General features: G+C 73.7%; 6 protein-coding genes and 1 pseudogene. 4 read left to right on the top strand and 3 right to left on the bottom strand.

From position 1 onward, the window contains the following. Positions 1-267: 267 nt before the first annotated feature. Genes AOK03_RS27990 through AOK03_RS27975 form a run of 4 tightly spaced genes read left to right on the top strand, consistent with a single transcriptional unit; the run spans position 268 to position 6,101 of the window. Entirely contained in the window at positions 268-1,353 is a 1,086-nt protein-coding gene (locus AOK03_RS27990; protein WP_055568134.1) for an S-(hydroxymethyl)mycothiol dehydrogenase, read from the top strand. Continuing rightward, the gene (locus AOK03_RS27985) at positions 1,350-3,794 is read left to right on the top strand and encodes a GcvT family protein (protein ID WP_107098126.1); all 2,445 of its coding nucleotides are present in this window, start codon (positions 1,350-1,352) and stop codon (positions 3,792-3,794) included. The genes AOK03_RS27990 and AOK03_RS27985 overlap by 4 nt, the downstream gene beginning before the upstream one ends. Positions 3,795-3,810: 16 nt before the next feature. Then, entirely contained in the window at positions 3,811-4,965 is a 1,155-nt protein-coding gene (gene solA, locus AOK03_RS27980) for an N-methyl-L-tryptophan oxidase (protein ID WP_055568132.1), read from the top strand. Between the two features lie 14 nt (positions 4,966-4,979). Beyond that, positions 4,980-6,101: an aromatic ring-hydroxylating oxygenase subunit alpha gene (locus AOK03_RS27975; protein ID WP_055568131.1), complete on the top strand. Its 1,122-nt coding sequence runs from the start codon at positions 4,980-4,982 to the stop codon at positions 6,099-6,101. Here AOK03_RS27975 and AOK03_RS27970 read toward each other — a convergent pair. From AOK03_RS27970 to AOK03_RS27960, 3 genes and pseudogenes are all read right to left on the bottom strand, one after another. Continuing rightward, positions 6,094-10,791, bottom strand: coding sequence for a coiled-coil domain-containing protein (locus AOK03_RS27970; RefSeq protein WP_055568130.1), 4,698 nt, complete (start codon positions 10,789-10,791; stop codon positions 6,094-6,096). The two genes, AOK03_RS27975 and AOK03_RS27970, sit on opposite strands and share 8 nt — an antisense overlap. Before the next feature lie 60 nt (positions 10,792-10,851). After that, on the bottom strand, positions 10,852-11,745 hold the full coding sequence (locus AOK03_RS27965) for a hypothetical protein (protein WP_055568129.1): 894 nt from the start codon (positions 11,743-11,745) through the stop codon (positions 10,852-10,854). Between the two features lie 91 nt (positions 11,746-11,836). Then, positions 11,837-12,749: pseudogene (locus tag AOK03_RS27960) on the bottom strand (hypothetical protein); the annotation flags it as partial.

The raw sequence follows: 12,749 nt of genomic DNA, 5'->3' as shown, positions 1-12,749 counted from the left end.
TCCGCGCCGTCCCGGTGCGAGCCGGGCACGGGTGTCCGCGGACGCGGCGTCGCAGCGTACGGACCCACGAGGGCGGAGCCGGGAGTTCACGGCTCCGCCCTCACGCATGTGCGCGTGCCCCCGCGCGCTCCCAGGAACGGCGAAGGCTTGGCTCCACCCTCTTGACGGCCTCTTGATGGCGTTCCCAGTATGTCTCTCATAGCGCAACCTAACGTGCACTACGCAACAACGCAGCCACGCCGTGCGCAACAGCAGAGGAGTCTGGCCGTGCCCCACGAGGTCCGTGCCGTCGTCGCCCCGAAGAAGGGCGCACCCGTTGAGGTGCAGACGATCGTCGTGCCAGATCCCGGCCCCGGAGAGGTTCTCGTCTCCGTCCAGGCCTGCGGGGTCTGCCACACGGATCTGCACTACCGGGAGGGAGCGATCAATGACGACTTCCCGTTCCTGCTCGGCCACGAGGCGGCCGGCACCGTGGAGGTGGTCGGCGCCGACGTCGACGGCCTCGTCCCGGGCGACTGCGTCGTCATCGCCTGGCGCGCGCCCTGCGGAGCCTGCCGCTCCTGTCTCCGCGGCCGCCCCTGGTACTGCTTCGACTCGCGCAACGCCACCCGGCCCATGACGCTCCTGGACGGCACGGCGCTGAGCCCCGCCCTCGGCATCGGCGCCTTCGCCGAGAAGACGCTGGTCGCCGCCGGGCAGGCCGTGAAGGTCGACCCGGCGGCCCGGCCCGAGGCCGTCGCGCTGATCGGCTGCGGCGTGATGGCGGGGTACGGGGCCGCGGTGAACACCGGCGGGGTGGGCCGCGGCGACACCGTCGCCGTCATCGGCTGCGGCGGCGTCGGCAACGCCGCGGTCGCCGGGGCGTCCCTGGCCGGGGCCCGGCGCGTCATCGCCGTCGACATCGACGAGGCCAAGCTGGACGGGGCGACCCGGTTCGGCGCGACGCACACCGTCAACTCCCGCGGCACCGACCCGGTTGCGGCCGTCCGGGAGCTGACCGGCGGCCACGGAGTCGACGTCGCCGTCGACGCGGTCGGCACCCCGTCGACGTACAAACAGGCCTTCTACATGCGTGATCACGCGGGTGTGCTCGTCCAGGTCGGCGTGCCCGACCCGGAGATGACGATCGATCTGCCGCTGATCGACCTCTTCTCGCGCGGCGGGGCCCTCAAGTCGTCCTGGTACGGCGACTGCCTGCCCACCAGGGACTTCCCGATCCTCGTCGACCAGTACCTCAGCCGCCGCCTCGACCTCGGCGGATTCGTCTCCGAGACGATCACGCTCCACCAGGTGGAGGAGGCGTTCACGAGGATGCGGCGCGGCGAGGTGCTGCGATCGGTGGTGGTCCTGTGAACCCCGACCGGCCCGAAGGGCCCCGCGTGGTCGTGATCGGGGCAGGGATCGTCGGCTGCTCGCTCGCCGACGAACTGACCGCCCGCGGCTGGACCGACGTCACCGTCCTCGACCAGGGGCCGCTGCCCGCGCCCGGCGGCTCCACTTCGCACGCACCCGGCCTGGTCTTCCGGACGGGCCCCTCCAAGACGCTCACCGCGTTCGCCACGTACACCGTGGAGAAGTTCAACGCCCTTGAAGTGGACGGCCTCCCCTGCTTCAACCCGGTCGGCGGCCTGGAGCTCGCCACCACGCCCGAACGCTGGGCCGACCTGCACCGCAAGGCCGGTTTCGCCGCGTCCTGGGGCGTGCGCGCCGAGCTCGTCGGCCCCGCGCGCTGCAAGGGGCTGTGGCCGCTCATCGACGAGACCCAGGTGTACGGCGGGCTGTACACGCCCGAGGACGGCCTCGCCCGCGCCGTGCCCGCCTGCCGCGCACAGATGGCACGGGCACGCGCGCGTGGAGCACGTTTCCTCGAACGGCACACCGTGACGGGCATCGAACGCGACGGCGGCCGCGTCACCGCCGTCGTCACCGACCGCGGCACCTTCCCCGCCGACCACGTCGTCTCGGCGGCCGGGTTCTGGGGGCCTGTGATCGGGCGGATGGCGGGGGTCGACATCCCCCTGCTGCCGCTCGCCCACCAGTACGTGAAGACGGCGCCCCTGCCCGAGCTCTCGGGTCTGAACGATCGGCGCACGGAGGCCTCTCGGCCGATCCTGCGCCACCAGGACCGCGATCTGTACTTCCGTGAGCACACCGACCGCATCGGCATCGGCTCGTACGCCCACCGCCCGCTGCCCGTCGACCCGTTCACGGTCCCCGCGTACGACGACGCCGAGGACATGCCGTCGTCGTACCCCTTCACCGAGGAGGACTTCGCGCCCAGCTGGGCGGACTGCCGACAGCTCCTCCCCGCACTGAAGGGGGCGGAGATCGCGGAAGGCTTCAACGGCGTCTTCTCCTTCACGCCCGACGGCATGCCCGTGCTCGGCGAGTCCCGTGCGCTGCGGGGCTTCTGGCTGGCCGAGGCCGTGTGGGTGACGCACTCCGCGGGCGTCGCCAAGGCGGTCGCCGAGTGGATGGTCGACGGACGGCCCTCGCTCGACGTGCACGACTGCGAGCTGACCCGCTTCGAAGACGCCCAGCGCTCCCCCGCGTATGTGGCGGAGCGCGGCGCGCAGCAGTTCGTCGAGGTCTACGACGTCATCCACCCGCTCCAGCCGATGGACCGGCCACGGCCCCTACGGGTCAGCCCCTTCCATGTCCGCCAGCAGGAGCTCGGAGCGGTCTTCCTGGAGGGCGGCGGCTGGGAGCGCCCGCACTGGTACGAGGCCAACGCCCCCCTGGCCGAAGGCTTCGAAGAGCACGGCCGCGACGGCTGGGCGGCCCGCCACTGGTCGCCCGTCGCGGCGGCCGAGGCGCGCGTCACCCGCGAACGGGTCGCCCTCTACGACATGACGCCGCTGCGCCGCCTGGAGGTCACCGGGTCCGGCGCGCTGGCCTTCCTGCAGCGCATGACCTCCAACAACCTGGCGAAGAAGCCGGGTTCGGTCACCTACACCCTCCTCCTCGACGAGGCCGGAGGCATCCGCTCCGATCTGACCGTGGCCCGGCTCGCTGCCGACCGCTTCCAGGTGGGCGCCAACTCCCCGGCCGACCTCGACTGGCTGCTCCGCCACGCGCCCGACGACGTCCATCTCAGGGACATCACCTCGGGGACCTGCTGCGTCGGCGTGTGGGGTCCGCTGGCCCGCGCGCTCGTCCAGCCGCTCACCCGCGACGACTTCTCGCACGAGGCGTTCGGCTACTTCAGGGCCAAGGAGACGTACATCGGGCACGTCCCGGTGACCGCGATGCGCCTGTCGTACGTCGGTGAGCTGGGCTGGGAGCTGTATACGACCGCCGATCTGGGGCTCCGGCTCTGGGACACGCTGTGGGAGGCGGGGCGCGCGCACGGCGTGATCGCGGCCGGGCGGTCCGCCTTCAACAGCCTGCGCCTGGAGAAGGGGTACCGCGCGTGGGGCCACGACATGACCACCGAACACAACCCCTACGAGGCGGGCGTCGGCTTCGCCGTCCGCATGAACAAGGGCGACTTCGTGGGGCGCGCGGCGCTCGAAGGACTCGGGCGGCCCGCGCGGAAACTCACCGCCCTGCTCCTGGACGACCCCGCCGCCGTCGTCCTCGGCAAGGAACCCGTGTACGCCGACGGCGTCCCCGCCGGGTACGTCACCAGCGCCTCGTACGGGTACACCCTGGGCCGTTGCGTCGCCTACGCCTGGTTGCCGCCCCTGGAGACGGGCACAGGCGTCCACATCGAGTACTTCGGCGAGAAGGTTCCCGCGACGGTCGCCGAGGAGCCCCTGTTCGACCCGGAGATGACCCGCATCCGCCGCTAGCCGCCAGGAGGCACAGGTGTCCCCCACCTACGACGTGATCGTGATCGGCCTCGGCGGCATGGGCAGCGCCGCCGCGCACCACCTCTCCGCGCGCGGATCCCGTGTCCTCGGCCTGGAGAAGTTCGGCCCGGTGCACAGCCGCGGCTCCAGCCACGGCGGTTCGCGCATCACCCGGCAGTCCTACTTCGAGGACCCCGCGTACGTACCACTGCTGCTGCGCGCGTACGAGCTCTACGACCGCCTCGAACGCGACACCGGCCGCGACATCGCGACCCTGTGCGGCGGCGTGATGCTCGGGCGCCCCGACAGCCGCACGGTCTCCGGTTCGCGGCTCTCCGCCGAGCAGTGGGACCTGCCCCACGAGATGCTCGACGCGAAGGAGATCCGCCGCCGCTTCCCGACGCTCACTCCGGACGAGGACGAAGTGGCCCTGTACGAGGCGCGGGCGGGCCTCGTCCGCCCCGAGAACACCGTGGCCGCACACCTCCAGCTGGCCACGCGGAACGGCGCCGACCTGCACTTCGAGGAGCCGATGACGCGATGGGAGCCGTACCGGGACGGGGTGCGCGTGCACACCGCGGAGGACACTTACACCGCAGGGCAGTTGGTGATCTGCCCGGGTGCCTGGGCGCCTGAGCTGCTGACCGACCTGGGGGTGCCGTTCACCATCGAACGACAGGTCATGTACTGGTTCCAGCCCTCCGGCGGCGTGGCTCCCTTCCTCCCCGAGAACCATCCGATCTACATCTGGGAGGACGCCGAGGGCGTCCAGGTCTACGGGTTCCCCGCCATCGACGGGCCCGACCTGGGTGCGAAGGTCGCCTTCTTCCGCAAGGGCACCCCCTGCACGCCGGAGACCATCGAGCGGTCGGTCCACGACGACGAGATCACCGCGATGGCCGAGCAGGTGGGACGGCTGATCCCGGGCCTCCCCGGCGGCTTCCTCAAGGCCGCCACCTGCATGTACTCCAACACCCCCGACGAGCACTTCGTCATCGCCCGCCATCCGGAGCACCCCGGGTCGGTGACCGTCGCGGCCGGCTTCTCCGGACACGGGTTCAAGTTCGTGCCCGTGGTCGGCGAGATCCTCGCCGACCTGGCGACGGACGGTGCCACCGACCATCCCATCGAGCTCTTCGACCCGAGCCGCCTCGCCGCCACGCCTGCCTGAGGAGTACGAGAACCGTGACGACGACCCCTTTGCCGCCGAGCCTCACCGCGACGCTCCCCGGCCGCTACTACACCGATCCGGAGATCTTCCGGCAGGAGCAGGACCGCATCTTCGAAGCGCTCTGGTTCTGCGCGGTGCGCGCCGCCGACCTCGACGGGCCGGGTGCCTTCCGCACCGTGCAGGTGGGCCGCGAGAGCGTCCTGGTCACGCGCTCGCGCACCGGTGAGCTGCGCGCCTTCCTGAACGTCTGCCGCCATCGCGGCGCCCGCCTGTGCACCGAGGAGTCCGGGCAGGTGCGGCGCGCCCTCCAATGCCCGTACCACGCCTGGACGTACGACCTCGAAGGACGGCTCATCGCCGCCCCCAACCTGGTGAAGATGCCCGACGTGGACCGCGCCGCCTACGGCCTGGTGAAGGTGGCCCTGCGGGAGTGGCTCGGCTACGCCTGGGTGTGCCTGGCCGACGAACCGCCCTCCTTCGAAGAGACCGTGATGGGCGCGGCGGTCGAACGTCTCGGCGACGCGGCGTCCATCGACCGCTACGGCACCGAGCGGCTGGCGCTCGGCAGGCGCATCTCCTACGACGTGCGCGCCAACTGGAAGCTGATCGTCGAGAACTTCATGGAGTGCTACCACTGCGCGACCATTCACCCCGAACTGACGGACGTCCTGCCGGAGTTCGCGGACGGTTTCGCCGCGCAGTACTACGTGGGGCACGGCGCCGCGTTCGGTGAGGAGGTCGGCGGCTTCACGGTCGACGGCAGCGCGGGCTTCGGCCGTCTCCCCGAGGTGTCGCAGGACCAGGACCGCCGCTACTACGCGATCACCGTGAAGCCGACCGTGTTCGTCAACCTCGTCCCCGACCACGTGATCCTGCACCGGATGTTCCCGCTGGCGGCGGACCGCACGGTCGTCGAGTGCGACTGGCTGTACGCACCCGACGTCGTCGCGTCCGGCGCGGACCTGACGCACTCCGTGGAGCTCTTCCACCGGGTCAACACACAGGACTTCGCGGCCTGCGAGCGCACCCAGCCCGCGATGGCGTCACGCGCCTACCGCGAGGGCGGGGTGCTGGTGCCGACCGAGCACCACATCGGGCTCTTCCACGAATGGCTGACCAAACAACTCGCTACGTAGTGGCCGTCCGAGCCGGGGTCGTCTGCGCAGGGACCGTCTGAGCGGCGGCCGGGTCCCCCTGGGCGGCGGGCCGCTTGTACATACGAGTCGCGGTGATCTCGCCGTGCACCGTCTCGCCGTCGGGGTCCTGCTGCGGCAGGCCCGGGCGCAGGTGCTCCTCGACGCTGATGTACTTCAGGCCCGCGCGCAGGTCCGCGTCGTTCCGCAACCGGATGACCAGCGGGAACTCCGCGAGCGCGGTCGTGTCGAACAGGCCGGTCGTGTAAAGCAACTGCACGCCCAGCGCGTCCGACACGGCCCGCTGGAGCTCCAGGAGGTACGTCGCGTTGGCGCGGCCGATGGGGTTGTCCAGGAAGAGCGTGCCGGCGTGCCGGTGCTTGTCGCGGCCCCGGTCGTTGCTGCGCAGCGCGGCCATCGTGCAGTACAGGGCGATGGCCGCGGTGAGCAGCTGCCCACCGGAGAACACGTCGCCCATCTGTCCGACGGGGACGCGCTCGGCGCGCAGCACGGCGTCCGGCTTGAGGATCTCCACGGCGACACCGCGCGGTTCCAGCGCGGCCTGGACTCCGCGCAGCAGCAGGGACATTCCGTCGCGCCGCAGGTCCGAGTTCTTCTTCACGGCGGCGCGGGTCGCCTCGTCGATCACCTCGCCGAGCCGCTCGACGAGCGTGGCCTGGTCGGGCTCCTCGAAGCGGACCCGCAGGAACTCCTGCCCCGACCACTCCCCCAGGCCCTCGGGGAGGCGGGAGAGGCGCTGCGCCGACCTGAGGGTCGCGAGCGCGGACTCGACGAGGCCGCGCAGGCGGTCGACGATGCTGTCGCGGTTGCGCTCCAGCTGCTCCAGCTCGTCGGTGAGGACGCGGAGGCGGGGAGCGAAGGCGTCGGCCCACTTCTTGGCGTGCTCGGGCAGCGCGGACGCGGGCAGTTCGCGGATCTGCTGGCGGGCGGGGGTGCGCACCTGCTCGTACCGCGTCGCGTTCGCGTGGCGCACCAGGATGTCGCTGGCCTCCCGGACGGCGGATTCGGCCGTCGACAGGTCGGCGGCGCAGCCGCGCAGGGAGCGGCGTGCCTCCGCGGCGGACTGACGGGCCTCCTCCAGGGAGCCCGGGTACCCCTCGGGGGCCTCTTCGGCCTCCTCTTCCTGGTGCTCGCGAAGGAGGTCCCTGAGCAGGGCCGCGGTCTCGTCGAAGCCGCCTGCCGCGTCCTCGGTGACGCGGTGGGTGTGCAGCAGGGCGGCGTGTGCCTCCTTGGCCCGGCTCAGCGCTTCGGTGTGCGCGGCCAGTTCGCCGGTGGCGGTGCGCAGGAGCGTCTGGGCCTGCTCGGCGTCGGCGGGGACGAGCTCCTCGGGGAGCTCGGTGTGGGCGTCGCCGTCCTCGGGTGCGTGCCGCTCCGCCTCGCCGCGCAGTCGGCCGAGCTGCTCGCTGGCGGTGGACGCGCGGGCCTCGATGAGCTGGACCTGGGCCTCCGCGCGTGCGGCCGCGGCCTGTCGGGACGGGCCGTCGGAGCCGTCGGTGCCTTCCAGGAGCAGGGCGGCGCGGGTGCGGACCTTGTTGCTGAGCCGGTCGAGCTCGGCGAGGGCCGCGCTCTCGTCGCTCTCGGCGCGGGCCTGCTCGGCACGGAGGTCGGCGCCGACACCCACCTTCTCGTAGAGCTGGGACGCCGCGCGGTAGGCCTCGCGCAGAGCGGGCAGCGAGGACTTGGGGGCCTCGCTCGCCTCCGGTACGTCCTCGGGGGCGCCGGCGATCTCGGCGCGCTCGGCGCGCAGCGCGCGGGCGGTGCGGCGGGCGTCGTCGGCTGCGCGCTGGGCGGCACGACGGTCCTCGTCGGCGGCGCGCGCCCGGTCCAGGCAGGTCTGGGCGCGGGCCTCGGACTCCACGGCGTCGTCGGCCAGTTCGCGCAGCTTGGCCTGCCAGCCGGCCCGCTCGCGGAGCCGGAAGGCGAGGCCCGCGAGGGCGTCGGCGGCACGTCGGGCGCGCTGGGCCGCCTCCTGGCGCTCGTCCCGCACGCGGATCGCCTCGCCCGCGGCCTCGTCGGCCTCGGCGCGCGCGGTGCGGGCCTCGGTGAGCTCGGCCTCGGCCTCTTCGGCGAAGGCGCGCGCCTCCTGGGCGGCGGCGGCGAGCTCGGCGAGGCGGCCGCTCGGGCAGCCGGTGCGCCAGGAGGCGAGGCGGGCGGCGAGCTCACGGTCCTTGGCGAGGCGGACGGCGAGCGCGCGGATCTCCTCGTCGCGCCGCGCGGCGCGGGCGCGCAGCGCCTGCCGCTCCTCGTCGGCGGCGTGCTCGTCGTGCATGGCGGGGTTCGGCGGTACGAGGAAGACGCCGGTGTCCGCCGCCTGCTCGCCCGGGGTGGGGGCGAGGAGGGCTGCGGCGGTGCCGACGGCGACGGCGGAGCGGGGCAGCAGGGCGGCGTCGGCGAGGGCGTCGCGGGCGCGGGCGTGCGTGTCCGGGTCGGTGATGACCACGCCGTCGACGAGCTCGGGGCGGGCGGCTAGCACGCGCGCGTGGTCGGCGGGGTCGACGGCCTGGGCGAGGTAGCGCCAGCCGGGCAGGGCGGGGATGCCGTGCTCGCCGAGGAACTCGACCGTGGCGAGGACGTCGGGTCCCGGCGGCAGCAGTCCGCCGTCTCCGAGGGCGCCGAGGATGCGGGAGTCGTCGGCGGCCGCGGTGCGCAGGTCGAAGAGCTGCCGCTCGGCGGAGGCGACGCCTTCGTCGAGGAGGGCCCGCAGGTCGTCCGCGGAGCGGTCCAGCTCCGCCACGGAGAGGGCGCCCGCGGTCAGGGCGCCTTCGGTGACGGCGCCTTCCGCGGCGGCGTCGGCTCCCTGGCGGGGCAGCGGCACCCCGCCGTCGCCGCTCGGCAGGCTCAGCAGCTCGGCGAGCCGCTGGTCCTGGGCGATGGACTCGGCGGCGCGGCGCTCCGCGTCGTGGGCGGCCTCGGCCGCGGTCGCGGCGTCGGAGGCGCGGGCGGCGGTCAGCTCGGCGCGGGCCTCGGCGGCGGCCGTCTCCTTGGCGTGGTCGGTGGCTCGCCCCGCGGTCTCGCGGGCGGTGTCCCACGCGGCGACGGTGGTCTTCTCGGCGTCGCTCGCGGCGAGGGCGGCGCGGGCCGGGTCGGCGTCGGGGGCGGTGTCGTCGAGCCAGCCCGCGCGGACGGCCTCCGCGGTCTCCTGCTCGACCTCGGTGAGGCGCTGCTTCAGGTGTCCCGCCTCGCTGCGGGCGCGCTGGGCCTCGGTGGCGGCGGCCGTGGCGTCGCGGTGCGCGGCCTCGCCGGTCTCCTGGAGGGCGGCGGAGCGCTCCTCCTCCTCGTTGGCGAGGTTCTCCGCGCCTTCGGCGGCGGTGTGCAGGGCGCGGACGAGGTCGGCTGCGGCCTTCGCGCGGGCGGCGAGCGCGGGTGCGGCGTCGCGCTCCGCCTCGCGGATGGCGACGGCCACGCGCGCGGAGCGGTCAGCGGCGGCGCGGTGCCTCAGGACGGCCTCGGCGGCCTGCCAGGCGGAGTGCAGGGTGCGGGCGTCGGCGAGCTCGCGGCGCTGGGCGGCGGCGGCCTTCTCGGCGACGGTGAGCGCCAGGGACGCGTGTCGGTAGGCCAGTTCGGCCGAGATCAGGGCGCTCTTGCCGCGGGACCGCTCGGCCTCGGTCACGGTGTGGGCCGCGGCCGTGACCTGCTCGGCCAGGTCGGCGACGCGGCGGCGCTCCTCGACGGCGCGCGCGGAGAGCCTGCGGGCCAGGGTCCGTGTGCGGCGCTCGGCGCCCGCGTGCACGTCACGCGCGCGTGCCCGGGTGTCGGCGGCCTCGACGATGCGTCCCAGCAGGTCGACGGAGCCTGCGGTGAAGTCCCGTTCGGCCATCAGCTCGGCGCGGCGGCCGAGCTTGTTGCCGAAGCCGTGGACGAGGTCGGCGAGGCCGTCCGTGTCGCGCGTGTCGGTGACGGCGCGCAGCAGCAGGTCGGTGAAGTCGGAGTCCTTCTTGACGGCGAAGAGGCCCGCGGCCTCGCCCTCGTCGGCGTTCATCTCCCGCTGGTAGCGGAAGAGTTCGGGGTCGAGCCCGAGGTCGCCGAGGTGTTCGTTCCAGCGGTCGTGGATCTCTTCCCAGTGCACTTCGAGGTGCGGGTACGCCTTGACCGCCTCGGTCATGGCGTCACGGAAGCCCTTCATGGTGCGCCGCCGCCCCTGGGCGCCGGACGCGCCCTCCGCCGACGGCCGCACGGCGGTGGACTCGGCTACGGGCAGCGAGTCCAGGCTCATGCCGGGTCCGGGCCGGAAGGAGTACCAGGCCTCGGCGAACTTCCGCGGGTCGTTGGAGACCTGCCGCCCGCGCCACTCGCTGACCTTGCCGACGACGACGCACTCGCCGGTGAGGGTGTGCTGCCACTCCAGGGCGACGTGCCCGCAGTCGTCGGCGAGGAGGAACTTGCGCAGCACGCCGGAGCTGGCGCCGCCCAGCGTGTTCCGGTGGCCGGGCAGCATCACCGAGAAGATCAGCTTGAGCAGGACGGACTTGCCGCCGCCGTTCTCCAGGAAGAGCACGCCCGCGGGCGCGGGGCGGCGCGGCGGGCCGACCGGCTCGTCCTCGAAGAACTCCGCCTGGGTGGGCGCGGGGTCGGGCACCTCCGCGCCGACGCCGCGCAGGTCGAGCACGGTGTCGGCATAGCGCGCACCGGCCGGCCCGATGGAGTAGAGGCGGACCCGGGACAGCTCGTACATGGCGGACTCTCGTCGTAAGTCGTGCGGAACGGCAAGGAAGTGGGGGTGGGTGGCTCGGCGTCAGGAGTGGAACGGCAGCCCCGCGTCGGCGGCCAGCTCCAGGTCGTCGGTCTCTTCGGGCGGCAGCAGCGTCGCCGAGCCGTCCGTGACGGGGACGACGCCGAGCTCCAGGAGCTCCGCCATGGCCGCGGTGCCCGCCATGTCACGGACCTGGAGCTGGTAGCGGGCCGTGGTGCGGTACGTCCCTCCAGAGTCGTCGCCGGTGCGCTGCAGGAAGCCGGATTCGGTGAGGAAGGCGGCGGCCTTGCCGACGATGCCGGTCGTGGAACCGGCGAGGCGGCGGGCGTCCTTGGTGGCGCCGGTCGAGCTGCGGCGGGCCCAGATCCGCCAGGCGGCTTCGAGGCCCGGGGCGTCGGTGGCGGGGTCGGTGTTCTCGCCGTGTTCCTCGGCTCGCTCCTCCAGGCGGTGGCAGGCCTGGCGCACGAAGGCGTCGACGCCGTTGACCGTGACCCGGCCGATGTAGCCGTCGTCGGCGAGGTCCTCGGGGCGCGGGAACGCCATGGCGGCGATGGCGAGGTGCGCGAGGCCGTGCAGGAAGCGGTCGGTGGAGTCGGTGGCCGCGCGGCGGGCGTAGTCACCCATGCGGACGGCGAAGACGGAGTCCTCCGCGGCGGTCACGGCCATGCCCGCGCGCGGGGACACCTCCAGGACGACGAGCCCGAGTCCGGTGGCGACGGCGTCGGCGAGCCGGGCGAAGGGCGGGTCCTCGCGGTAGCGGCGGAGCAGTTCGGCGTACTCCTGGTCGCGGGCGGGCTGGAGCTTGGGCTGCAGGCCGAAGGCGACGAGCCGCGCGGCGTCGGCGGCGTCGGCCGGGGTGACGGGCGCGGGGGCGGCGGGCGCCGCCGTGGAGTCCGGCTCGCCCCACGCGGCGTGCTCTGCGGGGTGGTCGGTCACGACGTGTGCTCCTTGCTGGGGTGGTGCGCGAGGTCTCCGGCGGGATGGTGCGCGACGTCTCCGGGGCGGTACGTGGCGGGGGCGGGCCCGGTCATGCCGCCTCCGTCCGGTCGGCCGCCATGCCGACGGCGTCCAGGAGTGCGGTGCCGACGATGAGGTCGGCGCCGCCGAACTCCTCGTCGTCTAGCTGGGTGCCGTCGTCCACGGCGAAGAGCAGCTTCTCCTCGCCCTGGCGGTAGGCGGTGCCGACCGGCGGGCTGGCCGCGTGCACGGCAAGCAGAGCGACCAGGTAGGGCAGTTCGGGGTCGCGGCGCCGGGCGTCGGCCAGCAGTCCGGAGAGCCTGCGCGGCGCGTCGGACGGCAGGTCGAGCAGCTCCATGGCGCTCGCGAGCTGCTCCTCGCTGAACCGGCTGTCGTCCGGGGTGGCGATGAGGTCGGGCTCGGGCATCTCCGCGCCGAGGTGCTCGCGCTCCATCGGCGGTGTGAGCAGTATGTCGACGAGGTCGCCCACGCGGACGGACACGGGCGTGCGCAGTCCGGTGCCACGCGCGAAGAAGGCGTCCGTCACGCGGATCGCCTGCTCGGCGGGGAGCGGCAGCAGGGGGGCGACCAGCTGGCCGTAGAGATCGAGGCCCGAGCGCGCGGTGGGGGTGGCGAAGGCCTGCCGGTCCTGCTCGGCGCGGAACAGCGGGCCTGCCTCCAGGAGGCGGGACTGCAGCTGGGTGTGGCGGCGGATGCAGTCCTTGACGATGTCGACCAGCTCGGCGGCGCGGCGCTTCTGCTCGGGGTCCTCGGACTCGTCCCGTGCCTTGCGGATGTTGGTCAGGATGGCGTTCTCGTGGCGGTACCGGTCGGCGACGTGGTCGAGCGCCTCGGCGATCATGTCGGGGACGGCCCGGAGCCAGTCCACCGCGCGGACGTTGCGCCGGGTCGCGTCGAGGGCCTTGCGGAGGGTTTCCGAATACTGCACGGTGCGGTAGCGGGCCTGCTCGGCGGCGAGCTGG

The sequence above is a fragment of the Streptomyces atriruber genome (genome assembly GCF_001418325.1).
GTDB classification, from domain to species: domain Bacteria; phylum Actinomycetota; class Actinomycetes; order Streptomycetales; family Streptomycetaceae; genus Streptomyces; species Streptomyces atriruber.
The sequence above is the reverse complement of the archived record's forward strand: the minus strand, read 5'-3'. Positions and strand labels throughout refer to the sequence as shown.